This is a genomic window from Streptomyces sp. NPDC059248 (assembly GCF_042753905.1).
Taxonomy (GTDB): domain Bacteria; phylum Actinomycetota; class Actinomycetes; order Streptomycetales; family Streptomycetaceae; genus Streptomyces.
This window is the reverse complement of sequence record NZ_JBHYZV010000022.1, coordinates 33,122-58,708: the sequence shown is the minus strand read 5'-3', so window position 1 is coordinate 58,708 and position 25,587 is coordinate 33,122. Positions and strand designations below refer to the sequence as shown.

General features: G+C 72.3%; 22 protein-coding genes and 1 riboswitch. Of the genes, 4 read left to right on the top strand and 18 right to left on the bottom strand.

The genetic code is table 11. The annotated features are described in order from the left end of the window. Window positions 1-195: 195 nt before the first annotated feature. The 15 genes from ACFXG1_RS12090 to ACFXG1_RS12020 form a co-directional block, all read right to left on the bottom strand. Complete coding sequence (locus ACFXG1_RS12090) at window positions 196-1,500, bottom strand: class I SAM-dependent methyltransferase (RefSeq protein WP_384742263.1); 1,305 nt, start codon at window positions 1,498-1,500, stop codon at window positions 196-198. A 299-nt stretch (window positions 1,501-1,799) separates the two neighbouring features. Further along, window positions 1,800-3,182 carry an NAD(P)/FAD-dependent oxidoreductase gene (locus ACFXG1_RS12085; protein WP_384717888.1) on the bottom strand — a complete coding sequence of 461 codons (1,383 nt, stop codon included), beginning with the start codon at window positions 3,180-3,182 and terminating at the stop codon, window positions 1,800-1,802. A gap of 433 nt (window positions 3,183-3,615) precedes the next feature. After that, window positions 3,616-4,530, bottom strand: a complete 915-nt coding sequence (locus tag ACFXG1_RS12080) for an exopolyphosphatase (protein WP_384717890.1) — start codon at window positions 4,528-4,530, stop codon at window positions 3,616-3,618. Then, entirely contained in the window at window positions 4,527-5,123 is a 597-nt protein-coding gene (locus ACFXG1_RS12075) for a DUF501 domain-containing protein (protein WP_384717892.1), read from the bottom strand. Before ACFXG1_RS12075 ends, ACFXG1_RS12080 begins: the two co-directional genes overlap by 4 nt. Window positions 5,124-5,185: 62 nt before the next feature. After that, complete coding sequence (locus ACFXG1_RS12070; protein WP_384717894.1) at window positions 5,186-5,668, bottom strand: septum formation initiator family protein; 483 nt, start codon at window positions 5,666-5,668, stop codon at window positions 5,186-5,188. Window positions 5,669-5,784: 116 nt separating this feature from the next. Further along, the gene (eno, locus tag ACFXG1_RS12065) at window positions 5,785-7,065 is read right to left on the bottom strand and encodes a phosphopyruvate hydratase (protein ID WP_384717896.1); all 1,281 of its coding nucleotides are present in this window, start codon (window positions 7,063-7,065) and stop codon (window positions 5,785-5,787) included. 413 nt (window positions 7,066-7,478) lie between these two features. Beyond that, window positions 7,479-8,192, bottom strand: a complete 714-nt coding sequence (locus ACFXG1_RS12060; protein ID WP_384723850.1) for a transglycosylase family protein — start codon at window positions 8,190-8,192, stop codon at window positions 7,479-7,481. Between the two features lie 4 nt (window positions 8,193-8,196). Beyond that, a riboswitch (cyclic di-AMP (ydaO/yuaA leader) is annotated at window positions 8,197-8,377 on the bottom strand. 288 nt (window positions 8,378-8,665) lie between these two features. Next, window positions 8,666-9,628 (bottom strand): transglycosylase family protein, encoded by a 963-nt coding sequence (locus ACFXG1_RS12055; protein WP_384742260.1) that lies wholly within the window; start codon window positions 9,626-9,628, stop codon window positions 8,666-8,668. A gap of 142 nt (window positions 9,629-9,770) precedes the next feature. Then, the gene (locus ACFXG1_RS12050; protein ID WP_384721187.1) at window positions 9,771-11,063 is read right to left on the bottom strand and encodes a cytochrome P450; all 1,293 of its coding nucleotides are present in this window, start codon (window positions 11,061-11,063) and stop codon (window positions 9,771-9,773) included. Between the two features lie 565 nt (window positions 11,064-11,628). Further along, window positions 11,629-12,576 (bottom strand): nucleoside triphosphate pyrophosphohydrolase, encoded by a 948-nt coding sequence (locus tag ACFXG1_RS12045; RefSeq protein WP_384721191.1) that lies wholly within the window; start codon window positions 12,574-12,576, stop codon window positions 11,629-11,631. Between the two features lie 393 nt (window positions 12,577-12,969). After that, window positions 12,970-13,632, bottom strand: coding sequence for a SurA N-terminal domain-containing protein (locus ACFXG1_RS12040; RefSeq protein ID WP_384719316.1), 663 nt, complete (start codon window positions 13,630-13,632; stop codon window positions 12,970-12,972). Window positions 13,633-13,719: 87 nt separating this feature from the next. Further along, complete coding sequence (locus tag ACFXG1_RS12035; protein WP_384719318.1) at window positions 13,720-14,175, bottom strand: GtrA family protein; 456 nt, start codon at window positions 14,173-14,175, stop codon at window positions 13,720-13,722. 145 nt (window positions 14,176-14,320) lie between these two features. Further along, a complete protein-coding gene (locus ACFXG1_RS12030; protein ID WP_384719320.1) occupies window positions 14,321-15,823 on the bottom strand; it encodes a serine/threonine-protein kinase in 1,503 nt (500 codons plus the stop codon). Next, window positions 15,820-16,524: a hypothetical protein gene (locus tag ACFXG1_RS12025; protein WP_384719322.1), complete on the bottom strand. Its 705-nt coding sequence runs from the start codon at window positions 16,522-16,524 to the stop codon at window positions 15,820-15,822. Before ACFXG1_RS12025 ends, ACFXG1_RS12030 begins: the two co-directional genes overlap by 4 nt. 152 nt (window positions 16,525-16,676) lie before the next feature. Continuing rightward, entirely contained in the window at window positions 16,677-18,827 is a 2,151-nt protein-coding gene (locus tag ACFXG1_RS12020; protein WP_384742257.1) for an N-6 DNA methylase, read from the bottom strand. 294 nt (window positions 18,828-19,121) lie between these two features. On the opposite strand from ACFXG1_RS12020, the gene ACFXG1_RS12015 reads away from it, so the two are divergent. Both ACFXG1_RS12015 and ACFXG1_RS12010 read left to right on the top strand, forming a co-directional pair. Beyond that, window positions 19,122-20,372 (top strand): DUF4352 domain-containing protein, encoded by a 1,251-nt coding sequence (locus ACFXG1_RS12015; protein ID WP_384742255.1) that lies wholly within the window; start codon window positions 19,122-19,124, stop codon window positions 20,370-20,372. A gap of 86 nt (window positions 20,373-20,458) precedes the next feature. Next, the gene (locus ACFXG1_RS12010; protein ID WP_384723542.1) at window positions 20,459-21,247 is read left to right on the top strand and encodes a hypothetical protein; all 789 of its coding nucleotides are present in this window, start codon (window positions 20,459-20,461) and stop codon (window positions 21,245-21,247) included. Between the two features lie 10 nt (window positions 21,248-21,257). Here ACFXG1_RS12010 and ACFXG1_RS12005 read toward each other — a convergent pair whose 3' ends face one another. From ACFXG1_RS12005 to ACFXG1_RS11995, 3 genes are read right to left on the bottom strand one after another with little or no spacing between them, the layout of a single operon-like run. Next, complete coding sequence (locus tag ACFXG1_RS12005; RefSeq protein ID WP_384742253.1) at window positions 21,258-22,388, bottom strand: nucleotidyl transferase AbiEii/AbiGii toxin family protein; 1,131 nt, start codon at window positions 22,386-22,388, stop codon at window positions 21,258-21,260. Window positions 22,389-22,393: 5 nt separating this feature from the next. Continuing rightward, complete coding sequence (locus ACFXG1_RS12000; protein WP_384742251.1) at window positions 22,394-22,969, bottom strand: hypothetical protein; 576 nt, start codon at window positions 22,967-22,969, stop codon at window positions 22,394-22,396. A gap of 40 nt (window positions 22,970-23,009) precedes the next feature. Continuing rightward, on the bottom strand, window positions 23,010-23,759 hold the full coding sequence (locus tag ACFXG1_RS11995) for an HNH endonuclease family protein (protein WP_384708890.1): 750 nt from the start codon (window positions 23,757-23,759) through the stop codon (window positions 23,010-23,012). 145 nt (window positions 23,760-23,904) lie between these two features. Between ACFXG1_RS11995 and ACFXG1_RS11990 the strand changes: the two genes are divergently transcribed. Beyond that, window positions 23,905-24,324 carry a DUF4259 domain-containing protein gene (locus tag ACFXG1_RS11990; protein WP_384708893.1) on the top strand — a complete coding sequence of 140 codons (420 nt, stop codon included), beginning with the start codon at window positions 23,905-23,907 and terminating at the stop codon, window positions 24,322-24,324. A 93-nt stretch (window positions 24,325-24,417) separates the two neighbouring features. Beyond that, window positions 24,418-25,572: an ATP-grasp peptide maturase system methyltransferase gene (tgmC, locus tag ACFXG1_RS11985; protein ID WP_384742249.1), complete on the top strand. Its 1,155-nt coding sequence runs from the start codon at window positions 24,418-24,420 to the stop codon at window positions 25,570-25,572. The last annotated feature ends 15 nt before the right edge of the window (window positions 25,573-25,587 follow it).

The following is a 25,587-nucleotide window of genomic DNA, read 5'->3' as shown; positions in this document are numbered from 1 at the left end:
GATCCCGGGGCCCTTCCCGTATCGGAGAAAGTCCTAGGTCGTCTCTTTCGGATCTTGCCGGGCTCGCGTGCCCTGGCACCGCGCCTCGCCGCGTTGTCGTCAGTCGTCGACGCTCCGCGTGGACTCCATCCTCCGCCTTGCGATCCACGGCACCAGACCCCGCTCACTGATCCGGCCTGATCCGAAAGAAACTCCCTAGCTCCAGACGCGGGTACGCAGCGGCAGTCCGGAGTCGCCGCCGACGCCAGGCCGTACCGCGAGGACCTGGTTGACCCCGATCCGGTTGCGTTCGAAGGAGAGCGCCGACGCGGCCATGTAGAGCCGCCAGACCCGGGCCCGTCCCGGGGAGGTGAGCCGGGCGGCGCGGCCCGGGTCGGCGTCCAGGTTCCGTACCCAGCTGCGCAGCGTCAGCGCGTAGTGCTCCCGGATCGACTCCACGTCCCGCACCTCGAACCCGGCGGCCTCCAGATCGTTGACCGTGGTGCCCAGCGGGGACAGCTCGCCGTCGGGGAAGACGTACCGGTCGATGAAATCGTCCACGTGATAGGCGGCTTCGTCGGCCTCGGGGCGGCGGGCGATCTGATGGTTCAGCAGCCGCCCGCCGGGCCTGAGCAGTCCGTGCAGCCGGGTGGCGTACTCGTGGTACTTGGCCGAGCCGACGTGTTCGGCCATCCCGATGGACGAGATCGCGTCGTACGGCCCGTCGGTGACGTCCCGGTAGTCCTGGACCCGGATCTCGATCCGGTCCGTCAGACCGGCGTCGGCGACTCTTTTACGGGCGTACGCGGCCTGCTCGCGGGAGAGCGTGACCCCGGTGACCCGGGCCCCGTAAGCGCTCGCCGCGTGGATCGCCATCGAGCCCCAGCCGGAGCCGACGTCGAGCAGCCGGTCGCCCTCCGCGAGGCCGAGCTTGCGGGCGACCAGGTCGAGCTTGGCGGTCTGGGCGTCCTCCAGGCCGGTGATCCCGTCGCCCCAGTAGGCGCACGAGTAGACCATGGACGGGCCGAGGACGAGGCCGTAGAAGTCGTTGCCGACGTCGTAGTGGTGGCTGATGGCCCGCGCGTCGCGGCGCCGGGTGTGGGAGGCGCCGCCGCGATGGCGGACCTCCTCCGGGGGCGGGGGCGGGGGCGGCAGTGGCCCGGCGAGCGCCAGCAGCCGTCCCGCGGCGGCCCGGATCCGGGGGTCCGCGAGACGCCGCGGCCCGCCGGCCCGGCTCGCGGCCTCCCCTGTCGACATGCCCCACACCACCCCGGCGAGCCGGTCCAGCGCCCGGTACAGATCGCCGTCGACGTCCAGGTCACCGGCTACATAGGCGCGGGCGAGCCCCAGCTCGCCCGGCCGCCACATCAGCCGCCGCAGCGCGCGGCGGTGGCGGACGACGAGGACGGGTTCGCCCGGTGGGCCCGCCTCGGATCCGTCCCAGGCCCGGATCCGCAGCGGGAACGGCCTCCCGAGCAGTTCCCGGGCGAGGGCGGTCAGCCGCGGGGCGACTGGGGTCATGGCGCACACCTCCGTGAGATCCGGCTTCCGGTGCCTGCGGATGCTGTGTTGCTGTCCGCCACAACAACCCGCCTACGGTGGGTGCTTCCCCCGGGGTGCGCGTGATGACCGGAAACCTGGCCCGCAGCCACCCCCCGAACCACACCGAAGCGCCCGCATGGCGGTGTACGGACGGGGCACGGGCAGGTGCGTCCGGGTACGGCCGGGTACGGGCGAGTGCGTCCGGGCACGGCGAAGGGCCGCCCGCACCACGGAGGCGGGCGGCCCTTTCGTTCAGGGTGCCGGGGAGAAGGCCGGAGTCAGGAAGCCTTGGCCTTCTCGGGGGCGGCGACGGCCGCCGGGGCGGGCGCGGGCTTGGCCGCCTCGTAGAACTCCTCGCGCGGGGACTCGATCGCGCCGAGCGACACGACCTCGCGCTTGAGGAACATCTGGAGGGTCCAGTCCGCGAAGACCCGGATCTTCCGGTTCCAGGTCGGCATGGCCATACCGTGGTAGCCACGGTGCATGTACCAGGCGAGACGGCCGCGGAGCTTGATCTTCATCTTGCCCATGACGATCATCGCGACGCCCTTGTGGAGGCCGAGACCGGCCACCGCGCCCTTGTTGGCGTGGCTGTACTCCTTCTGCGGGAAGCCCCGCATCCCGGAGATCACATTGTCGCCGAGCACCTTCGACTGGCGCAGCGCGTGCTGGGCGTTCGGCGGGCACCAGGCGTTCTCGACCCCGGCCTTGCGGGCGGCGACGTCCGGGATCTGGGCGTTGTCGCCCGCGGCCCAGATGTAGTCGGTGCCCTGGACCTGGAGGGTCGTGGCGGTGTCCACGTGGCCGCGGGGGCCGAGCGGCAGACCGAAGCGGGCGAGCGCCGGGTTGGGCTTCACACCCGCGGTCCACACGATGGTGTCCGAGTCGACCTCCAGGCCGTTCTTCAGCACCACGTGGCCGTCGACGCAGGAGTCCATGGAGGTCTGGAGGTAGATCTCCACACCCCGCCCCTCCAGGTGCTCCTTGCCGTACTGGCCGAGCTTCGGCCCGACCTCGGGAAGGATCTTGTCGGCGGCGTCGACGAGGATGAACCGCATGTCCTCGCGCTTGACGTTGTTGTAGTACTTGGCCGCGTCGCGGGCCAGGTCCTCGACCTCGCCGATGGTCTCGGCACCGGCGAAGCCACCGCCGACGAAGACGAAGGTCAGCGCCTTGCGGCGGACCTCCTCATCGGTGGTCGAGTCGGCCTTGTCGAGCTGCTCCAGCACATGGTTGCGCAGGCCGATGGCCTCCTCGATGCCCTTCATACCGATGCCCTGCTCGGCGAGGCCGGGGATCGGGAAGGTACGGGAGACCGCGCCGAGCGCGATGATCAGGTAGTCGAACGGCAGCTCGTAGGCGTCGCCGACGAGCGGGGCGATCGTGGCGACCTTGCGGTCCTGATCGATCGTGGTGACCCGACCGGTGAGCACCTCGGCCTTCGGCAGCACGCGTCGCAGCGGGACGACGACGTGCCGGGGCGAGATGCTGCCGGCGGCGGCTTCGGGGAGGAAGGGCTGGTACGTCATGTACGAGCGGGGGTCGACGACCGTGACGGTCGCCTCTCCGTAGCGCATCTTCTTCAGGATGCGCCGGGCCGCGTACAAGCCAACGTACCCACCGCCTACGACGAGGATCCTGGGACGCTCCGTGGTGCTCATGCCATCGAGTATCCACCCCCCTCGGAGGGGGTGCTCGTGAGCCCCTTCACAAGAACGGTGGGCACCTCTGCTACACTGCGCGGCCCTCGTGATCCATCTGACACGGCGGACGGGGAACGCGGCCGGTGGTTCAGTCGTTGGGCACCCCTCTGAGCTGGCCCCTTGAGCCCGCACAGGGCGTTTGCCGGGCGTCTGGTCCACCCGGCGAAAACGGGCTCAAGTCCCCCACCTCAGGGGCCCGGAGGGCCCTCCGGCCCCCCGGACCGGGCCTTTCGGCCCCCCGGGGCGCCCATCAGGTCGTTTTTCCTTGTGAAGAACTTCACGAAGCTCTTTGCGGACCGCCCGCCGACCGGTGCGCAGGACCGATTTATACGGCCCTTATGTCGGATTTGACCCGTCGGACCCTCGCAAGAGACCCCGTGCCCCGAGAGGGTCAGACCAGCGACCAGGCGATGCCGTCGAGGATGTCGTGCTCGCTCACCACGACCTCCCGGGCCCCGGTCCGCTCCATGATCGCCAGCAGGACGACGGCGCCCGCGACGATGACGTCGACCCGGCCCGGGTGCATCACCGGGATCGCGGCGCGCTCGTCGTGCGTGGCCGCCGCGAGCCGCCGGGTGATGTCGGCGACCGTCTCGTACGGGATCCGGGAGTGGTGGATCGCGGCCCAGTCGTAGCTGTCGAGCCCGAGCGCGATCGCCGCGACCGTGGTCACCGAACCGGCCAGACCCACCAGGGTCGCGGCCCGGCGCAGCGGGACGGTCTCCTCGGCCAGGTCCAGCGCCGCTTCCGCGTCGGCGCGGATCACGGCCAGCTCGGCCGGGGTCACCGGGTCGGTGCGGACATGGCGTTCGGTGAGCCGTACGCAGCCGATGTCGACGGAGCGGGCGGCCTCGACGTGCTCCCGCCCGACGACGAACTCGGTGGAGCCGCCGCCGATGTCGACGACCAGCCGCTCCTCGTGTCCCGGCAGCTCCTTCGTCGCGCCGGTGAAGGAGAACTCGGCCTCCTGCTCCCCGGTGACGACCTCCGGCTCCACCCCGAGGATGTCGAGGACGCCGCGCACGAACTCGTCGCGGTTCTCGGCGTCGCGCGACGCGGAGGTGGCGACGAAGCGCACCCGCTCCGCCCCGTGCTCCTTGATCACCGCGGCGTACTCGCGGCAGGCGGCGAAGGTCCGCTCCAGCGCCTCGGGCGCGAGCCGCCCGGTCCGGTCCACGCCCTGGCCGAGCCGGACGATGATCATCCGGCGGTCCAGTTCGGTCAGCCGCCCGGTGGCCGGGTCGAGATCGGCGACGAGGAGCCGGATGGAGTTCGTACCGCAGTCGACGGCGGCGACCCGGGTCACGACGCGGCCCCCGCACCGGCACCGGACCCACCAGCGCCGGCACCAGCACCGGACTCGGCACCCGCGCCGGCGCCGGCGCCGCACGGCGTCACGCACGGGCCCTTGCGCCACCACTCGGGCAGCATCGCGATCGCCTCGTCGCCCAGCGGGTTCACCCCGGGGCCCGCGGCCAGCGAGTGGCCGACCAGGACGTGCAGGCACTTCACCCGGTCCGGCATCCCGCCGGCGCTGGGGAAGTTCTTCAGCTCCTCGATCCGGTCCCGGCGCGCGATGTAGTCCACATGCGCGGCCCGGTAGGCGGCGGCCAGCTCCGGGTCGCTCGCCAGCCGCTCGGACATCTCCTTCATCACGCCGTTCGCCTCCAGCGTGCCGATCGCGGACGCGGCGCGCGGGCAGGTCAGGTAGTAGAGCGTGGGGAAGGGGGTGCCGTCGGGCAGCCGGGGCGCGGTCTCGACCACGTCCGGCAGTCCGCAGGGACAGCGGTGGGCGATCGCGCGCAGCCCGCGCGGCGGCCGTCCGAGCTGCTCCTCGAAGGCCGCGATGTCCGCGTCCGTGGGGGCGGTGTGCTCGGTGGTGGGAGGAGGGGTTTCCATGCCTGCCTTGGGTCCGGATGGTGCGTACGGGTACTACGGGGGAAGGGGTCGTACGGGACGCGTCACTCACGGTCCGCGGTGTCGACGCCCTCCCAGACGTTCGAGTACCAGGGCCGGTCGCCCGAGCCCTGGTCGGTGCGGCGCCGCTCGGCCGCCTCGGGGTCGATCATCGTGTAGCCGGTCTCGCCGGGCTCCACGTAGTGCAGATGTTCCCGGGCAAGACGCCGGACGTACATATCGTCCCGCAGCCGGGCCTTCTCGTCGCGCAGCCGCTCGACCTGCTGCTCGGCCTCGGCGCGCCGCTCCCGCTGCTCGGCGATCTCGCCCCGCTGGGAGACGTACTGCCGCATGGGGTAGGCGAGGGCGACCACGAGGGAGCAGACGATCAGGGCGAGGAACGCGGCCCGGCCGGTGAGCCGGGAGCGGCGGGCCTGCCGCTTGTTCTGGGAGCGGTAGACACGGGCGGCCGTCTGCTCGCCGAGCAGACGCAGCCTGGTCGCGGTGGAGAACCGGTCACCGCCGGCTCCGGCGCTCTTCCGGGCCATTCCGTCCGCCTCCCCTGCTCCGTCCATATGTGCGTACGTCCCCGGACACGGTACGGGACCGCGGCCGGGGACGTGGCGCACGACGGGCTGCCGGGGCGCCGGTCAGCCGTGCGGCGTCAGCCCTTGAAGCGGGGGAACGCGCTGCGGCCGGCGTACACGGCGGCGTCGTCGAGGATCTCCTCGATACGCAGGAGCTGGTTGTACTTGGCGACGCGCTCGGAGCGGGCCGGGGCGCCGGTCTTGATCTGGCCGCAGTTGGTGGCGACGGCCAGGTCGGCGATGGTGACGTCCTCGGTCTCGCCGGAGCGGTGCGACATCATGCACTTGAAGCCGCTGCGCTGGGCCAGCTCGACCGCGTCGAGGGTCTCGGTGAGGGACCCGATCTGGTTGACCTTGACGAGCAGGGCGTTGGCCGAGTTCTCCTCGATGCCGCGGGCCAGCCGCTCCGGGTTGGTGACGAACAGGTCGTCGCCGACGAGCTGCACCTTGGTGCCGAGCTTCGCGGTGATGGTGTTCCAGCCGTCCCAGTCGTCCTCGAACAGCGGGTCCTCGATGGAGACCAGCGGGTAGGCCTCGACCAGCTCCGCGTAGTACTCGGTCATCTCGGCGGCCGTGCGGGACTTGCCCTCGAACTCGTAGACGCCGTCCTTGTAGAACTCGGAGGCGGCGACGTCCAGCGCCAGCGCGATGTCGCGGCCGGGGGCGTAACCGGCCTCCTTGATCGCTTCCAGGATGAGGTCGAGCGCCTCACGGTTGGAGCCGAGGTTCGGCGCGAAACCGCCCTCGTCGCCGAGGCCGGTGGAGAGGCCGCGGCCCTTCAGCACCTTCTTGAGGGTGTGGTAGACCTCGGTGCCCCAGCGGAGCGCGTCGGAGAAGGACTCGGCGCCGATCGGCGCGATCATGAACTCCTGGATGTCGACATTGGAGTCCGCGTGGGATCCGCCGTTGAGGATGTTCATCATCGGAACGGGCAGCAGGTGCGCGTTCGGGCCGCCGAGGTAGCGGAAGAGGGGCAGGTCGGAGGCCTCGGAGGCGGCGTGCGCCACGGCGAGGGAGACGCCGAGGATGGCGTTGGCGCCGAGGGAGCCCTTGTTGTCGGTGGCGTCCAGGTCGAACATGGCCTGGTCGATCAGCCGCTGCTCGGTGGCGTCGTAGCCGACCAGCTCGGGGCCGATCTGCTCGATGACGGCCAGGACGGCCTTCTCGACACCCTTGCCCAGGTAGCGGTTCGGGTCCCCGTCGCGGAGCTCAATGGCCTCGAAGGCTCCGGTGGATGCACCGGAGGGCACGGCAGCACGGCCGGTGCTGCCGTCGTCGAGGCCCACCTCGACCTCGACCGTGGGGTTGCCCCGGGAGTCGAGGATTTCCCGGGCTACGACGACGTCGATGGACGGCACGAGCATCTCCTTCTGGGATGTGACGCGTGGGATGCGGGTTTTGTTTCGGCCCTTGCGGTCACGAGCCTAACCGGACGGGGGGTGTCGGCCCGCCGATGCCCGCCCCCTGGGACGAAAAAGAGTGCGAAGAATCCCGATGGGCGGCGCACCCGCGCCGCTACCCGCCGGTAAGGGCTCTCACCTGCGCCCCTGCCCGCTCAGACGGGTGTAAGGACCGGCTGTCGGCACGGCCGTCCGGCGCGGAAAAGGGGGAGCCCCGGACCGGCGCGTACGGGGGAAGTCGCGCCGGCCCGGGGCGGGGGCGTGCCCGCGCCGGAGCGCCCGGGGGCGGCTCGACTGTCGGGCACAGGGGGACGGACCCGTGGGGGGTGGGCCGCCGCGGGGACGGCGGCGGCCCGGGGTCCGTACGGGGATCAGCCCAGGTGGAGAAGCTGGCCCGGGAAGATGACGTCGGCGTTGTCGACGATGTCCTCGTTCAGCGTGAACAGCTTCTGCCAGCCGCCCTCGACCTGCTCGGCCTCGGCGATCTTGCTCAGCGTGTCGCCGGCCTTGACCTCGTAGGTGCCGTCGCCCTTGAGGAAGCTCTTGGCCGGACCCTGGGCCTTCTTCGACTCGGCCTTCTTCGGGGCCTCGGCGCGCTCGGAGCGGGTGGTCGGGGCCTCGGCGCGCTTCTCCTGCTTCGGCGCGGCCTGCTGCTTCGGCTGCTCCTGCTTCGGCTGGGCGGGGGCCTGCTCGGCCGCGCCGCCGCCGTACGGGGCGTTGGACAGGCCGACACCACAGGAAGGCCAGGCACCCTTGCCCTGGCCGTCGAGGACCTTCTCGGCGATCTCGATCTGCTGCGCCTTGGAGGCGAGGTGCGCGTTGGACGCGTACGCCGTGCCACCGAAGGCGGCCCAGGTGGACGGCGAGAACTGGAGTCCGCCGTAGTAGCCGTTGCCGGTGTTGATGGACCAGTTGCCGCCGGACTCGCACTGGGCGACCTTGTCCCACTCGGCGGCGGTGGCGGCGGAGGCGGAGGTGGCGCCCATCAGCGGGGCGGCGATGGCGGCACCGGTGATCCCGGCGAAAGCGGCGAACTTGGCGGCCTTGGACGGACGGCGGTGCTTGCCCTTGCTGGCGAACAGCATGACGGATCTCCCTCACCGACGCCTACGAGGTGAGCTGTCGGGTTCGGGCGTGGTGAGTTGCCCGGCCGTACGACCCCCGGGTCGTACGGCTTCACCCCGAGCCGGGTGCCCTTCGCCCTCACGGGCTCCGGACGGGACCGGCACAAACCTGGGTCCCCCGCTCCTGCCTTCGGCGCTGTCGCGACGACTGTTCCCCCCGACCGACGGCAGGATTCGGCGTGACGGTCAGTGGTGCCCGCTTTGGCGAGCGGTCCAGACCGTAGTCACAGCCGTCCCCGTTCTTCAAAGACGGAACATCGGGGTCAAATCACCCATCCCGCCCCTCCGGAACCTTGCGTTTCCGCAGGTGACACACGGAATCGCCGATTCCGGAAGGGCCGGAGGCGCGATCGGGCCGAAGAGACTCATGTCTCACTTATGCGAAACCCGACATTTAGCAGCAAACCACTACGTCAGTTCGGTCTCGCCGGAGGCTACTTCGGCTGAAGATCGAGGCTCTGGCCAGGCAGGATGAGGTCCGGGTCAGCTCCGACCACCTTCTGATTGGCCTCGTACAGCGCCGGCCAGCCGCCGGGGACGTCCCTCTCCTCCGCGATGGCCCAGAGGTTGTCGCCGGAGCGGACGGTGTACGTACCGTCCTTCGGCCCGGCTTCAGCCGTACTGTCCCCACCGGCCTTGTTGTCCGCCATACCCGTCTTGCCCGCGGTGCCCGGGTCGCCCTGGTTCCGCGCGTCGGCGCGCCCGGGAGTGTCACTCCGGGATGTCCGGTCCGGACCGGACATCCGGGACGGGTCGATGGTCTCCACGGCCGACGCGTCCGGGGTCGCCCCGGCCTCGGCGCCCGCGGTGCCCTCCGGGGCGCCGTCCGCCGCCGTACCGGGCTCCTGCGCGGCCGGACCGCGGTGCTTGCCGGTGCCGGACGCCTCCTTCTTCTCCTTGGCGGCGTCCGGCGCGCCCGCGGCGTCCGTTTTCGGCTTCGCGATCCCGGCGGGCTTCCCACCCGCCTCACGCGGCTCCGCCGGAGCGGTCTCCTTGGCGGCGTCCGCCGCACGCTTGGCGGCCGGCCCCGTCGGCACCGGCTCGGCGCCCGGGTCGACCCCGGTCCCCGCGTCGGCCCCGAGCCCGGCGTTCGCCCCGCACGACGGCCACGCCTTCTCGCCCTGCGCCGCGAGCACCTTCTCGGCCACGGAGATCTGCTGCGAGCGGCTCGCCAGGTCGGGCCGGTCCGCGTACTGCGCACCGCCGAAGGCGGCCCAGGTCTCCTGGGAGAACTGGAGACCGCCGTAGTAGCCGTTGCCCGTATTGGCGCTCCACTGCCCGGCGCTCTCGCACTCCGCGACCCGATCCCAGACCGCGGAGTCCGCCGCCGACGCCGAGGTGGCGCCCAGGAGCGGGATCGCTATCGCGGATCCCGTCACCCCCGCGGCGACGACCAAGGCCGGGGCCTGTCGAGGACGGCGATGTCGACCATTCCCGGAGAGCATGCGCACTGCCTTTCGCGTGAGGGCTGGAACGGGGGTGAACGTAGCCGCACTCGAACGTCTGTCACAAGTCGATGCAGCGGAGATCACGCGAACATCACATTTTTGATAGTCCGTCAGTTTCAGCGGGGGTGAACTCCACCGGAAGGGTGCGCAGTCCACGCATGATCAGACCGCCGCGCCATCGCAAATCGTGATGATCCACCGCCAGTTGCAGGTCGGGAAGGCGGCGCAACAGCGTGGCGATCGCGGTCCGCCCCTCCAGCCGGGCCAGCGGGGCGCCGAGACAGTAATGGATGCCGTGCCCGTAGCCGAGGTGCTGATTGTCACGCCGCGCCAGATCCAGGACATCGGCCCGGTCGAACCGCTCCGGGTCACGGTCGGCCGCCGCCAGCACCACGAGAACCGGGTCGCCCGCCGCGACCCGCGCCCCGCCGATCGTCAGCGCCTCCGTGGCGTACCGCCAGGTCGCCATCTCCACCGGGCCGTCGTACCGCAGCAGCTCCTCCACGGCCGTCTCCAGCAGCGCCGTCTCCCCCGCGGCGAGCGACTCCTGGAGACGGGCGCGCTGCGCCGGGTGCCGCATCAGGGCGTACAGCCCGTTGCCCACCAGATTGATGGTCGTCTCGAACCCCGCGAAGAGCAGCACGAAACACATCGCGACGACCTCGTTCTCGGTGAGATGCTCACCGTGGTCGCTCGCCCGGATCAGCCCGGAGATCAGATCGTCCGCGTCCTCAGGGCCGAGGGTCTCGCGCTTGCGGTGGATCAGCTCCGCCAGATATCCGCGAATGCGCTTCACCGACCGGGCCACACCACCGCGGGGCCCGCCGCCGTGACGGATCATCATGCCCGCCCAGTCCCGCAGATCGTCCTGGTCCTCGGCGGGCACGCCCAGCAGATCGCAGATCGCGTAGATCGGCAGCGGGAACGCGAACTCGTGGATCAGATCGGCGCTCCCCCGCGCGGCGAACCCGTCGATCAGCCGGTCGGTCAGCTCCTGCACCCGCGGCTCGAACGCCGCGACCCGGCGCGGTGTGAACGCTTTCACGACCAGCCGGCGCAGTCGGGTGTGATCCGGCGGGTCGATATTGAGCAGATGCGTCATCAGCCCGGCGCTCCGCTCCCCCGGGATCCCCGTCTTCCCCCGGGCGTGCGCGGGCTCGTCGTGATGCACGGGGTTCTTCGAGAGCCGCGGGTCGGCGAGGGCCTGCCGGGCGTCCGCGTACCGGGTCACCAGCCAGGCCTCGACCCCGCTCGGCAGGGTCGTCCGGCGCACCGGCGCGTGCTCCCGCAGCCAGGCATAGGCCGGATACGGATCCGTGGCGAACTCCCAGCTGAACAGCTCGGGCATCCCATCGGGCATCGGTACGTCGGAGGCGGTGCGCATACCGTGACGCTATCCCCCGGGCGGGGTCCGTTTCCGGGTGCGGCCCGGTGAGTGGCTGGTCGCGCAGTTCCTCGCGCCCCTGGATATCGCGGTTCACGTCGCCGGTGTCGTGCAGGGTCTCCGGGTGTCTTGTCGGCAGACCGCTGCTCTGGACCCTGCGGGTCCTTGCTGTGCGCGGGTTGGTCGGGCGTCTCCGGGGTTACCTCCTCGCCATCGGCGGAACTCGGGCCCTTGGCAGCGGTCACCGCTGCACACCGCCGACGGCTGCGGGGGCAACCCCGGAACCACCCTCCTCACGACGATGGACATGACCGGCCGGCCCAGGATCTTCAGGGGCGCGGGGAACTGCGCGACAAGCCCAGGGCGGCCCGCACCCGAAACACAACCCACCCCCGGAAGGGCGACGCCTCCGCAAGGGCCTTGAGGTGGGCATCCAGGGGCGCGGGGAACTGCGCGAACAACCACGGACGGACCGCACCCGAAACACCACCCCGCCCGGAGGGGCGAGCCATGGCCAGGCGGGGCCGGCCCGGGGCGCGGGAAAAGGCGCGGAGCGCAGGCGGCGTCAGGACTCCGCGGCGCGGATCGCGTCGTAGTACGTCCGCGCCGCCGCCCGCAGCGCCGCCTCCGGGTCCACCCCCGCCGCCTCGGCCCCGGCCGCGAGCGCCAGCAGCTCGTACCCCACGCCCTCGCCGGACGGCAGCGCCACGTCCAACCCGCCCGTCCGTACCCGGGACGCCAGCTTCGCCGCGAGCGCAAGACCCGGCTGCCCGAGCGGGATGCCGTCGGTCACGGAGTCGCGCCGCTTCTCCTCGGCCTTGGTCCGGAGCCAGATCCTCCGGACGTCCTCCGGGGTCTCGGCCTTCTCGTCCCCGAACAGATGCGGATGCCGGTTGATCAGCTTCTCCACGATCGTGGCTGCGACGTCGTCCACCGAGAACGGCTCCTCGGGGTCCTCCTCCGCGATCCGCGCGTGGAAGACGACCTGGAGGAGTACGTCGCCCAGCTCCTCCCGCAGCTCGTCCCGGTCGCCCCGCTCGATCGCCTCGACCAGTTCGTACGACTCCTCGATGGCGTACCGGGCCAGATCCCGGTGCGTCGGTACGGACGACCACGGGCAGGTCTCGCGGATCCGGTCCATGATCTGTACGAGATCGAGCAGCCGGGCACCGGGCAGGTCGTACGAGCCGGGCAGCAGCTCCAGATCGGGCACCGCGGTCCGGCCGGATCCGGCGAGCCGGGCGAGCCCGTCGGTCAGCGCCCGGTCGCCCTCGCCCCCGACGAGCACGACGACGGTCGCGCCCCCGGCGCAGATGTCCACGAGGGTGTGCGCGTCGGGCACGGTGATCTCGACGTCGATCCCGGCCTCGCGCAGATACGGCAGCTGGGGATGCCCGGGGTCCCCGCACCACACCCGGTCCGCGGCGCGGAGCGTGCTCCAGGCGTCCCAGGACAGGAGCCCGGGGGCGACGCGATGGCTGGTGGTGAGCAGAACGATACGACTGTTGTCCACCACGTCAACGCTACCCGCCGGCGGAGGGCGCGTGCCCCCTGAGCCCCGCGCCCCTGAAGATCCTGGGCCGACGGCCGCATGTCCGTATGCGTGAGGAGGGGGGTTCCGGGGTTGCCCCCGCAGCCGTCGGCGGTGTGCAGCGGTGACCGCTGCCAAGGGCCCGAGTTCCGCCGATGGCGAGGAGGCAACCCCGGAGACGCCCGACCAACCCGCGCCGCACAGGCAACCCGCAGGGTCCAGAGCAGCGGTCTGCCGACAAGACACACCGGGGCCCCGCACCCCACACAGCACGTGAACCGCAATATCCAGGGGCGCGAGGAACTGCGCGCCCAGCCACCCACCGCCCCGCACCCGAGCGCGAGGCTCAGGCGGCAACCACCTCCAACCGCGGGCTCAGGACGCGGCGGGAGGCGCGGCAGGCGGCGCGGCCGGGGGCGACTTCGTGAGCTGGGAGATCCACGGCGCCTTGTAGTCGCCCAGCTCCAGCTTCTGGTTGTCCCAGGTCCCGTACCGCGGGTTCACGTCGATATCGAGCGACTTCGCCGCAGCGGTGAAGGTGCGGTTCAGTCGCTGCTGGCCCTCCGGGGTGTTCGCGGCGCCGATGGACTCGGCCAGTTTGCCGATGAGGATCTCGCGTTCGACGACGGCGTCGACCCGGTCGGGCGCGACTCCCCGCTGCTGGAGGAACATCGCGGCCAGGGCCTCCTCGCCGCCCGCCTGGGCGGCATACCCGGCGCGGCCCTCCTGGAGTTCCTTGCGGGTGACCGAGACGCCCGCGTCGTCGGCGGCCTTCCTGACCACCTTGTCGACGATCAGGTCGAACAGCTTGGCCCGGCCGAGCTGCCCGGTCTGCTCGATCAGCTGGTCGCCCTGCGGCGACTTCGCCTGGGCGTCGCGGACGTCGGCGACGGTGGCCTGGAGGGTGGAGACCTCGATCCGCTCGCCTCCGACGACGGCGGCTGCCCCCGGGTGGGCGTCGTTTCCGCACGCGGCGAGCAGCGGTACGGCGACGAGAGCGGCGGAGACGAGGATCGCGGTGCGACGGCGGCGGTGCAAAGGAGCCTCCAGACGAGGTTTGTGCGACGAGTCACAAAGTCCTGCGGTGACCGATGGTAGGCAGTCCACGGGACTGGGGCCACTACTTCACCGCGACTGTTTTGGTCCAACGAGCCGCTTGTTACGGGAGGTACGGACGAGATGCCCGTCGCCGTGCCCGTCCCGCCGTCCCGGCTCGGGCCTGAGCATGATCGTGCGGGAGACCACGAACGTCACGGGGATCGCCGCGCCCGCCGCGATCAGCGGCGCGTACCGGTCGTCGAGTCCGAGGACGTCCACCAGCAGATAGACACCGGCCGTCGTGATGACGAAGTTGGCCGCGTTGGTCAGCGGGAAGAGCAGGAACTTCCGCCAGGTGGGCCGGGTCCGGTAGGTGAAGTAGGAGGTCAGGAAGAAGGAGCCGATCATGCTGAGGACAAAGGCCAGGACATGCGCGGCGACGTACGGCAGCCGGGTCAGGAAGAGCAGGTACAGGGCGTAGTACGTCGCGGTGTTGACCACGCCCACGAGGGCGAATCGCACGAGCTGGCCGCGGATGGTCATGGTCTCGCCGGATCCTCAGATGCTCGTCGGGGGCCTGTCGGGTTGCTCGTCGGCTCGTCGCCGATGGCCCGGTAGGGGCCGATCCGTCCGGAAGCGTACGGCATGCCGGGCCGCCCGCCCGGGGAACCGGGGCGGGCTTCCCCCGTCAGGGGTGGAACCGGCTCTGCCGTTCGAGCGCGCGGCGCAGGTCCGCGGGGAGCTGGTGGTACGGCCCGTACGCCCGCTCCGCGTCGAAGAGCAGGGCCTGGAGCTGGTGCCGGGCGCCCGCGTGGTCGCCGACCGCGAGCATCAGGTTGCCGACGCGGTGGCGGACGTCGAAGGCGCGGGCGGTGTCCCCGGCGCGTTCGTAGTACGGCAGTACGGCGCGGTACTCGGCGACGGCCGCGGCGGCCTCGCCGAGCTGTTCGAGGCAGTGCGCGGCGTCATGGCGGAACTGGAGGGTCCCCGGGTCCGCGGGCCCGGCCTCCGCCGCCCGGTCGTCGGCGAGTCTGCGCAGTTCGGGCAGGGCACGGCGGTACTGGCCGTCGTCCATCAGGGTCGCCGCGTACTGCTTGCGCAGGATCCTGACGACCGGGGAGCGCTCGCCGTGCTCGGCGGCGGCGGCCGGGAGGATGCCGCCGAGGATGTCCACGGCCTGGGTGATGCTGCCCTCGCCGAGGAGGCGCTTGACCTCGTCGACGGCGGCGGCGACATCGGGCTCGGGCGGGGTGGGGACCACGGCCGCCGAGGCCGGCGCGGCGGCCCGGTCGGGCCAGGGGGCGTGCGGGCGCAGGAAGGGGCGCGTGGGGTCGAGGGGTCCGCCGGGGTTGCCGTGCCGGGGCAGCAGCGGGGCCAGGGTCTCGTACACCTCCTGCGCGCCGGTGGGCCGGTGCTGCGGGTCCTTGGCGAGCAGCGTCAGGACGAGCGCCTCCAGCGGCTCGGGGACGTCGGGGCGTATCCGGCGGACGGGGAGCGGGGCCTCGTACAGATGGCGGTGGAGGACACCGAGGGCCGTGGAGCCCGCGAAGGGGACGTTGCCGCTGAGGAGTTCGTGCATCAGGACCCCGAGCGCGTACAGATCGGTGTACGGGCCGACCGCGCCGCCCATGGCCTGCTCGGGCGCCATGTACGCGGGGCTGCCGATGGGGGATCCGGTGTGGGTGAGGCGGGTGGTGTCGGTGTCGATGACGGAGGCGACGCCCAGGTCGAGGACGGTGACCGTGCCGTCCGGCTTCACCATCACGTTCCGCGGCTTGAGGTCGCGGTGGACGATCGGCACGGCGTGGACGGCGGCGAGTACGGCGCACAGCTGGGCGGCGACGGCGACGGTCCACTGCCAGGGGTAGGGCTCGTGCTCGGCGAAGTGGTCGGCGAGGTCGGCGCCCTCGACGTACTGCATCACCAGATACAGGTCGTCGCCCGCGCTGCCCGCGTCGTGGACGGTGACGAGCCCGGGGTGGGTGACCTGGGCGGTGACCCGGCACTCGCGGACGAAGCGCCGCCGCATCTCGTCGGCGTCGGTGCCCTGGGTCATATGGTCGGGGCGGAGGAGCTTGACGGCGACCCGGCGGTCGAGCCGCCCGTCGTAGGCGGTCCATACCTGGCCCATGCCGCCCTGACCTATGAGGGTCGACAGCTCGTACCGGTCCGCGATGACGCGTCCGTTCACCGGCCGTGCCCCCCGTTGTCCCCGTTGTCCCTGCTGCCCTTGCGGAGGTAGTCGCTCAGTTCGTCGAGTTCGGCGCGGACCTGGTCGATCCGGGGCGCGGGCGCACCGGCCTGCGGCTGCGGCTGCGCGGGGGCGGGCGGCGGACCCGGGGCGGGCGGCGGCGGGGTGTTCACGGCGGGATAGCCGTAGCCCGGGCCGGGCACGGTGGCCGCCGGGGGCGGATAGCCGTAGCCGGGCGGGACGGGACCCGGCGGCGGTCCGAACCCTCCGGCGGGGTGCGTGGCCGGGTGCGCGGCGGGCGGCGCGGCATAGCCCTGCGGGCGGCCCTGTGTCCGCTCCCACTCCAGCCGCATCAGGTCTATCCGGCGCAGGTCGGCGACGAGGAAGTGGACGGCGACGGCGACCCCCGTCGCGATGAGTCCGATGGCGACGAACCCGTCGACGTTGTTGCCTTCCTTGGCGTCCGTGTCGGAGCCCCAGGTGGCGATGGTGAAGACGAGGGCGGCGGTCAGGACGATGGTCGCCACGAACAGGGCCCAGTCCAGGGGCCTGCGGCGCAGGACGGCGAGACGGAGCATCGCGGCCCAGGCGAGCAGCCCGCAGGAGAGCAGCGCGAGCGCCATGAACATCGCGCGCAGCAGGACGACCGCCGCGCTCGACGGCGGCCCTTCACGCGGTGGGGCATAGCCGGGGCCGTGCATCGCTGCTCCTGGTGACGAGGGCCGTGGGTACGGACGAGGGTATACACCGACGCCCCCCACGTCCTCGGGGATCCGGGGACCGGCGGGCCCCGCGGTGTCGCACGCGCTGTCACCCGCGCCGTCGCGTCCGCCGGTTCCGGGGTGCCCCGCTCTTACAGAGGGTCCCGTTCCGGGGCGACCGTGCCGTCGGTGAGACCGTCGTACAGGCCCTGGACGAGCTGTTCGCCGAGGCGCCCCGCGAGTCGCAGCGCGTCCTCGAAGGCGGCGAGCGCGCGGAAGCGTTCCCCGTATCGGTGCTGGTCGTCGAGGGGGACGCGGGGCAGTTGCAGTCTGCGGACGTCGAGCCGGGTGGCGGTGGACGCGTAGCTGCTGGCCTGCCGGTTGTTGGCGGTGCCGCGCAGGAATCCGGCGAGGAACCAGGGGTCCAGCGCTTCGGGTACGGGGCGCAGGAGCTGGAGGTTGCGGCCGAGGACGGCGCCCGCCGTGGTGTCGTCGACGACCCGGACGACGGAGGCGCCGCCGAGTACGGGGACGACCACGTCGCCCGCGTGGACGCGGACGGGCTCGTCGTCGGGGGTGTCGGGGAGCACGCCGGTCGGCGGGCCGCCCTGGAGGACGTCGTGTTCGGTGAGGACCGCGTTCTCGAGGGTTCCGGGCGTTCCGGGGGGGCCGGCAGCGCCGGTGCCCGGGTGGGCGGGGCCCGGGACGGCCGCGGTGGCTCCGGCGCGGATGGTCAGGGCGCCCGCGCGGGCGAGTTCGCCGACGGTGGTGGAGGGCCGGGGCGCGGGCGTCGCGGCGGCGGCGGGCGCGGGGGTCAGCTCGCCGGTGAGCCGGAGGGTGTCGGTGAGGCGTTCCCGTACCCGCTCCAGGTCCTCGGCGTCGCCGCCGCCCGCGGCGGGCGGGACGTGCCGGGCGGGGGCCAGGTCGACGTCGTCGTCGAGCAGTTCGATGACGGGGACCGCGCGGCTGGTCCCGGGCCGGTCGGCGGCGGCTCCGGCGGCCTCGCCCGCTCCGTCGAAGGGGCGCCAGACGTCGAGGACGGCGGTGTGGACGGCGGCCCAGTCGACCCGGTCGCGTCCGCCGCCGGGCTCGCCGAACTCCGTGGTGTCCACGAGCAGCAGCGCGGAGGCGGGCGGGCGGCCGGGCTCGGGGCGCCGCAGCACCCAGAGGTGGAGGGGGATGCCGTACGGGGGCGCGGCGCCCGCGGGCAGGGCGACGACGGCGCGCAGCGCGCCCCGGCGCAGCAGTCCGGCCCGGATCCGGCGGCCGGAGCGGCGGGACGCGGCGGCGGGCGGCATCAGCAGGACGGCGGTGCCGCCGGGGCGCAGCCGGGCCAGGGCGTGCTGGACCCAGGCCAGTTCGGACTCGGTACGGGCCGGGAAGCCGTACTCCCACCGCGGGTCGTAGGCGAGTTCGTCGTGGCCCCAGTTGCGTTCGTTGAACGGCGGGTGGCACAGCACGGCGTCGGCCCGGACGTCGGGGAAGGCGTCGGCGCGCAGGGTGTCCCCGGCGCGGGCGGAGACGGCGACGGCCGGGTCGTGGCGCAGGGCGAGCCGGAGCGCCGTGAGGACGGTGAGGCCGGGGTCGGTGTCCTGGGCGCGCAGGGCGGCGGGGTGCTCGACCGCGCACAGCAGTCCGCCGGTCCCGGCGGCCGGGTCGAGGACGGTCGTGTCGCGCGCGGTCTCCGGCGGCAGGGCGATGGCGGCCATCAGGGCGGCCGGGCCCGGCGGGGTGGGCGTGTACTGGCGGATGTTGGCGTCGAGATAGCGGCCGAGGAGGAACTCGTACGCCTGGCGGGGGCCGAGTTCGGCGGAGAGTTCGCCGACGGAGCGCAGGAAGGGCAGGGCGTCGGGGGCGAGGGCGCGGCCCGCGCGCAGGGCCGGGAGGAAGGGTTCGAGCCGGTCGTCGGCGAAGCGCTGGGCCAGGACCTGCTCGACGGCGGTGGGCAGCAGTTCGGCCATCCGCTCGTCGTCGCCGAAGGTCAGCTCCTGCCAGGTGACGGGCCGGTCGTGGTCGACGAGGAGGACGAGTCCGGCGCCGACGAGGGCGTCGGCGGCGGCGGTCGCGGGCCGGTCGGCGAGCTGCTGCCAGACGCGTTCACGGAGCGGGACCTCGGCGAGTTTGCCCTGGTCGCGGAGCCATCGCTCGACGTCGGTGAGGGCGAAGGAGGGGCTGGTGTCGGTGCCGCCGACGGGTTTGGGGAAGTCGGTGTGGCGGCGGCGCCAGTTGCTGACGGCGGCACGTCCCACGCCCGCGAGCCGGGCGATCCCGGCCGCGGTGACTTCACTCGCGCTCTCCGGCACGTGGCTGCCTCCGTGATCCGTTCCCGATGTCCTCGGACTCCCCTGCTGTGTCGCCGATCATAGCCGCCTCCACCCGAGAGCCCCATTCACATGTGCAGAACCTTGTACACGGATTCAGATGTTGACTCCGTTCACAGGCTCTGCTCTTATTGACCCGTCGCTACACGGGACAGCGCAACCGGCCCGGATGCGGCGTGAACTGCCTCGTGCCGTGCTTCGGTGCGGCCGAGTCGGTTCGCACCACGGCGCTCGCCGTGGTTCTTCCGCCACCGTCCTGTCCGGGAGGGCACGACCATGTCCCACTCCATGCAGCAGCCGCCGTACGGCGGAGGTACGGGCAACACACCTCACGGCGGATCCGCCCACCCGGGCGGGCCGGGGGGTCACGGGGACCCGAGTTGGGGTCACGGGGACCCGGCTTACGGGCACCCCCGGCACTCCGGCCCCGACTGGGAACCGGGCTACGCGCAGTCGGCCGGCGGGTACGGGGGTCCCGCCGGTCCGACCGGCCCCGGCGGTGCCGACGGGGGGTTCGGCGCGGGCCACCAGGGCTTCGGGGGACCGGGGGGATCCGGAGCGCCGGGTGGACCGGGGGGACCGGGAGTACCGGGCGGATCCGCCGGACCGGGGGGATCCGGCGGCTTCGACTCGGGCCCCGGGGCCCCCGGCGGTCCCGCCGGCCCGGGCGGCGGCGGTCGCGGCCCGCTCCGCAACGGCCTGGGTACGGCAGCCCTCGTCATCGGTCTCATCGGCGCGGCCGTCGCCTGGATCCCCTTCGTCTTCTTCGTCGGCGGGACCCTCGGCCTGATCGCCTTGATCATGGGCCTGAAGGGCCGCGGCCGGGCCCGGCGGGGCGAGGCGTCCAACGGCCGGGCCGCCGCCGCGGGGGCGGCGATCGGCGCCGCCGCGATGGCCCTCGCAACCGTCGGCACCTATTTGACCGTCCAGGTGACGAGTGACGCCGTCGACGAGGTGAAGAAGGACATCGCCGCGTCGGGCTCGCCGAGCACGGAGCAGGGCGGCGGAGGCACCGGCGACGCGGACGGCGCCGAAGGCGACGGGTCCGGCCTCGGCGGCGACAAGAAGGGCAAGGGGAAGAAGGGGAAGGGAAAGAGCAAGGGCCTCGGCGGCGGGGATTCGGGCGGCTCGGACGGCCCTCTCGCGGTCGGCGGCAGCGCCACGTACCCCGACGGGGTCAAGGTCACCGTCACCACCGCGCCCAAGGATTTCCGCCCGAGTGATTACGCGGCAGGCCACAAGGCGGGAAATCAGGCATATAAGGTGACCGTGGTCATCGAGAACACCGGGGACAAGGGTTTCGACTCCACCCTCACGACAACGGAGGCGCGAGCCGGGACCGAGGGCGTGACGGCGGAGCAGATCTTCGACGACACCGTCGACACCGGCTTCGAAGGAACGATTCTTCCGGGCCGCAAGGCCACCGTCACCTACGGTTTCTCGACCCCGGCCACCGCCAAGGACCTGACCCTGGAGATCAGTCCCGGAATGAGTCACGACCCGGCCCAGTGGGAACTGGCCCTCTGACGTCCGACCAGGACCGCCCGCTCCCGCTGCCCCCTCCGCCGGTCACCATCACCAGCACCACCAGCACCACGACTCGGAGAACCAAGATGTCTCGTACCTTCCGTACCCGCCGCAGCACCATCGCGGCCGCCGCCCTGGTTTCGGTGCTCGCCCTGACGGCGACCGCCTGCGGCGACGAGGGCAAGGACGACACCGGCAAGGGCAAGGACGACCCGTTCGCGGGGAAGACCGACGCACAGATCGTCGAGGCCGCCATCAAGGCCACCAAGGGCGCCCAGTCCGTGACCGTCGCCGGTCAGGGCCCGATGGACCCGGAGCCGGGACAGCCGAAGCTGCGTACCGACATCAATCTCTCCATCCACGCCGACGGCCGGTGCACGGGCAGCATGGGCGTCAAGGGGCAGGGCAGCATGGAGATCGTCAGCACCGGCACGGCCGCCTACATACGCCCCGACGAGACCTTCCTCAACACCCAGATCAAGGACCCGTCCATGCCCGCCGGCCAGGCGGAGCAGGTCGTGAAGATGATGAAGGGCAAGTGGCTCACCGGCAGCAAGGACGGCGACTTCGCCACCTTCGCCGAGATCTGCGACCTCGAGAAGATCATGAAGGAGGACGCCGGCGACAAGAGCGTCAAGCCCACCGACGCCCGCCGGGCCGGAGAGACCACGGTGAACGGCCAGAAGGCGCTGAAGTTCACCGGCCCGGACGGTACGGAGGCGTATGTCGCCGCCGAGGGCGAGCCGTACCTCGTCAAGATCGTGGGCAAGAGCGATGGCGAGCCGTACACCCTCAACTACAGCAACTACGGCAAGGCGCCGCTGCCGAAGGTCCCGTCCCCGGACGACGTCCTGGACACGGACCAGATGGGCTGATCACCCGGTATCACCGCGTGATGGGGGGAGGGGTCGCCGACGGCGGCCCCTCCCCCGCCGTTTGTACGCCCCCGCCCGCCTCCCCATCCGCCTTCCCCTCCATCAGCGCGTCCCCCGGCCCGCCGCGCCGGTACAGCACCTGCCGCCCGTCACTGGCCCCGGTTCTGGGCCGCGGGGTCCGGCGCTCGAAGACGGGCGCCAGGGCGGCCGTCAGCCGACCGGGGAGGGTCTGGACGGCGGCTTCGGCGTCCGGGTGGTCCCGGAGGAAACCGCTCCAGTCCACCTCGTCCGGTAGGGACTGGAACATCCCGGGGCCCAGCGGCGAGTCCGGCGACCCCGGCCACTCGTCCGCCGTCCGCAGCACCGTCTCCAACAGGCCGAGCGGCATGGCGCAGCTCTCGGCGAGGAGGACGGCGTCGTACAGGTCCTTGCCCTGGGGGTGGATGTCGCAGCTGATCCACAGGAGTTTCCAGGCGAGGGACAGTTCCCGGGTGGCCGCCGCGATCCGTACCCCCGCGACCTCCGCGGGCTCGGCGGGCACCGGCAGCCGCTCCTGGAAGACGAAGTCCAGCTGCACCTGACCGCCGGGCAGGCCGGGCGCGGTCCACGGGAGCACCAGCCGCTGCCCCGGCACCCGGTCGTAGGTCCAGATGTACTCGGATACGGCGCCGGAGGCGGGGAGGGCGAGTCCCGTGCCGCCCTCCAGGGCGAGGCGTTCGGCCGCCGCGGCGACGTCGTGGAGGAGTTCCCGGGTCCGGAGGTCGTCGATACGCCAGGTGTCGGGGACGACGACGAAGTCGATGTCCCGGGGCGTCCGGGCGGCCGGGCCGAACCAGGCGGACATCAGCATGCTGCCGCGCAGGACGAGCGATTCGGCCCAGGGGGTCGCGGCGACGGCCGCGAGCACGAGTTCGAGGGCGGCGCGCCGGGCCGTCCGCCAGCGGTCGCGGAGTCCGGGGTCCCCCACCACGTCGTCGGCGGGCCGGTACGCGTCGTGGAAGTGCAGCAGGGCCGGATCGAAGACACGGTGGCGTACGGCTCCGGAGCCGACGCCCGCGGTCAGGGTGTACGGCGGCTCCGACTTCCGGCGCCCGTACTCGGGCGGTCGCCGGTCCTCGGGATGCCACGGGGGTCGGGTCATACCGCTCATCGGATCTCCTCAAGCCAGCCGTCGTCGACGGACACATCGCTGTCGGAGAGGACGAACTCCCGCTCCTCCGACAGATGCTCGTACCCGGCCCCGGCAAGTGCCGCGACCAGGGTGTCGCAGGCCCGTCCCGCCGCGTCGGCGGGCCCGGGGTGGCGCTGCGTCACAAAGCGTTCGTGCCGCGCGCCGGGCCCCGGCAGGACGCGGCGGGCGTTCCACGACAGATGGGCGCCGTGCGGGACGACGAGCGCCTCCAGGGCCGCCCGGTCGTAGTCGGCGGGCAGGCTCAGCTTGAGGTGGTGCTCGTAGTAGCCGCCGCCAGGTCCCGCCGGTTCACCGCTCCACGGCACGGTCTCCACCTTGACCCGTACGGGCTCGAATCCGGCGCCCCTGAGGGCGGCCACGACGGCGGGGTGCCCGGTTCGGTCGGGCAGCGTGAGCATGGGCTGGGACGGGGTCCGGCCACGGGCCAGCACTATGTGGGTGACTTTGAGCCCTCGGTCGGCGGCCCACGCGTCCAGGGCGGCCAGCTCGGCGTCGGTGCGGCAGCGGACCGTCACATGCGTCTCGTACACCGGTACGATTCTGGCACAACGCTCTTTTCGGGGCGCTGCTTTAAGCGGCGCCGCACTGACGGAGCATGGTCCGCTTGTCGGGCCCGGTCACCGGCAGGTCGTACTCCGCCGCGACCTGCGCGAACCGGACGGCGTACGAGCACCGGATCGACTTGTTCGACGGCAGCCAGGACGCCGGTCCTGAGTCCCGTTTCGCCTGGTTGGCGGCGCCGTCGACGGGGAGCAGATTGAGGGCGTCATTGGCGAATCGTTCCCGCTTGTCGGCTGGCCAGCGCGCGGCGCCCATCCGCCAGGCGTAGGCGAGGGGCACGACATGGTCGATCTGGACCTCGGCGGCGGCCGCCTTCTTCCAGGCGATGTCCTTGCCGGTATACGGGTCGGCGAGGGTCATCGCGACCACGACGCAGTCGGAGCCGTCCCGGAACCGCAGCTCGCGCCCGTCGCGCCGGATGAGGTCGTTCCGGGTGTCGCAGCCGTTGCGGGCGAGGGGCACACCGTCGGCGGTATCGATCCAGGCCCGCCCGAACCGCTCCCGCTCGTACCCCGTCCCGGCCCCGCGCCCCTTGGTGCCGAGCCCTTCGATCAGCTCCCGGGCCCGCGCCCGGTCCCCGTCGGCGACGGGCCCGAGACCGGGCCGGGTCCCTTCGGGATTGACGAGCGGACTGACCGCCCCCGGAGCAGCCCCGGGGCGGCTCGGAGCCGCGACGGTCTCACAGCCGGTGAGCAGGAGGGCGGCCGTCCCGGCCAGGGCGATCGCACCCGATATGCGGGTCTTGTGACTGTTCTTCACATACGAAGCCTACTGACGGCACCGGAAGGAGCCCGGCCCTGGCGGGCTTGTTGTCGGTGCGCCGTGTCACGATCGGGGGCAGCAGACTTCAAGGGGTGCGGGGCGGACGCGGTGACGTGTCCGGCGCCTGCGGGAGGGACACACGATGGGCGCCTGGGACATTGGACCTTTCGACAACGACACGGCGGCGGACTTCTCCGGCCATCTGGACGACGCGGATCCGGCGGCCCGCGAGGAGCTGATCCGCCGCACACTCGCCGAGGCGTCGGACACCGCCCTCGACGGCTACCTCGACAGCTACGAGGGCAATCGCGCCCTGGCGGCTGCCGCGCTGGTGGCGGCGCAGTGCCCGGACGGCGAGACGGTCAACCCGAACTACGGCCCGAAGAAGCCCCTCCCGGTCCTCACCCCGGCCCTCCGCCCCCTGGCGATCGCCGCCCTGGACCGCGTCACGGCCCCCGCCTCGGAATCGGCCGACCTGTGGGAGGGCGAGGACGCGGTGGAATGGCGCAAGCTGGTCGCCGGCATCCGCGGAATCCTCGCGGCGAACATCATCGTGCCGTAGCGGCGCCGGGGGCTCCCGCCGGTGGCCCTGCGCCTGCCGGTGCCTCGGCACGCCTCTTTCGGCGGCTCCGGGAACGGGGAGATGGTCGCGTTCATGGCCGATCTACCCATGTATTTCCCCTCGATGACCGACGACAGATGCGAAGAGCTGGCCGACGAGATCACGGCCAGTGGTGATCTGCGTTCACCGGAATGGCGTCGCGCGGTGCTGGACACCCCCCGGCACGAGTTCCTGCGCGGCGGGTTCTTCCGGCGCGAGGACGGTGGAGGACGTACCGGGTGGGAGCCGGTACGGCCCGGGGACGAGGAATGGCTGCCGGGCTGCTACCGCAACGAGTCCCTGGTGACGCAGATCGCCGGGACGGTGGTGCCGACCGATCTCGACGGCCGGATCTACCGTCTGCCGACCAGTTCGAGCACGCTCCCGGGCCTGGTGGTCCGGATGCTGGAGGAACTGAACGTCCGGGACGGTATGAGGGTCCTGGAGATCGGTACCGGCTCGGGCTACTCCACCGCCCTGTTGTGCCATCGGCTCGGCGACGAGACGGTGACCTCCGTCGAGGTCGACGAAGAGATCTCCGGCCGTGCCCGGGTCGCGCTCGGTACGGTCGGCCACCACCCCGATCTGGTGGTGGGGGACGGGCTGGAGGGGCATGCCGCGAACGCGCCGTACGACCGGCTGATCGCCACCTGCGGAGTCCTGGACATTCCCGCCGCGTGGCCGGCGCAGGTCAGACCAGGCGGTCAGATCCTGGCGACCGTGGGCGGCTGGCTGTACTCCTCCGAACTGGCCGGTCTGACGGTCGGCGAGGACGGCACCGCGACCGGTCGCCTCCTCGGCGGACAGGTGTCCTTCATGCTGGCCCGCCCGCAGACACCACCGCCCCTCGGTGTTCTGCCGGACCTCGGTGACGGCCCCGAACGCGAGAGCTCGGTCCCGTGGGACGTCATGGACGACTGGACGGCGCGCTTCGTCGTGCAGCTCGCGGCCCCCGCCGCGCAGCGCTTCGGCCTGAGCCTTCCGGAGGGCGAACTGAACGTGCTGCTGGACGTGGAGTCCGGCTCCTGGGCCGCGTTGCGGCGCGACAAGGGCCGCTGGATCGTCCGCGAGGGCGGACCGGAGCCGTTGTGGCGACAGGTCGAGGACCACATCGCCCGGTGGCGCGCGGACGGCTCCCCCGGGCTCGACCGCTTCCTGATCACCGTGGCGCCCGGACGACGGACGATCACCTGGGCCGCCCGGCCGTGACGGCCCCGACCTGCT

What these genes read in the sequence shown, in the direction of transcription:
- ACFXG1_RS12090 (WP_384742263.1), bottom strand. Translation starts at nt 1,500, where the DNA reads ATGACCCCAGTCGCCCCGCGGCTGACCGCCCTCGCCCGGGAACTGCTC.
- ACFXG1_RS12085 (WP_384717888.1), bottom strand. Translation starts at nt 3,182, where the DNA reads ATGAGCACCACGGAGCGTCCCAGGATCCTCGTCGTAGGCGGTGGGTAC.
- ACFXG1_RS12075 (WP_384717892.1), bottom strand. Translation starts at nt 5,123, where the DNA reads ATGGAAACCCCTCCTCCCACCACCGAGCACACCGCCCCCACGGACGCG.
- ACFXG1_RS12070 (WP_384717894.1), bottom strand. Translation starts at nt 5,668, where the DNA reads ATGGCCCGGAAGAGCGCCGGAGCCGGCGGTGACCGGTTCTCCACCGCG.
- ACFXG1_RS12060 (WP_384723850.1), bottom strand. Translation starts at nt 8,192, where the DNA reads ATGCTGTTCGCCAGCAAGGGCAAGCACCGCCGTCCGTCCAAGGCCGCC.
- ACFXG1_RS12050 (WP_384721187.1), bottom strand. Translation starts at nt 11,063, where the DNA reads ATGCGCACCGCCTCCGACGTACCGATGCCCGATGGGATGCCCGAGCTG.
- ACFXG1_RS12035 (WP_384719318.1), bottom strand. Translation starts at nt 14,175, where the DNA reads ATGACCATCCGCGGCCAGCTCGTGCGATTCGCCCTCGTGGGCGTGGTC.
- ACFXG1_RS12025 (WP_384719322.1), bottom strand. Translation starts at nt 16,524, where the DNA reads ATGCACGGCCCCGGCTATGCCCCACCGCGTGAAGGGCCGCCGTCGAGC.
- ACFXG1_RS12015 (WP_384742255.1), top strand. Translation starts at nt 19,122, where the DNA reads ATGTCCCACTCCATGCAGCAGCCGCCGTACGGCGGAGGTACGGGCAAC.
- ACFXG1_RS12010 (WP_384723542.1), top strand. Translation starts at nt 20,459, where the DNA reads ATGTCTCGTACCTTCCGTACCCGCCGCAGCACCATCGCGGCCGCCGCC.
- ACFXG1_RS12005 (WP_384742253.1), bottom strand. Translation starts at nt 22,388, where the DNA reads ATGACCCGACCCCCGTGGCATCCCGAGGACCGGCGACCGCCCGAGTAC.
- ACFXG1_RS11990 (WP_384708893.1), top strand. Translation starts at nt 23,905, where the DNA reads ATGGGCGCCTGGGACATTGGACCTTTCGACAACGACACGGCGGCGGAC.
- tgmC (WP_384742249.1), top strand. Translation starts at nt 24,418, where the DNA reads ATGGCCGATCTACCCATGTATTTCCCCTCGATGACCGACGACAGATGC.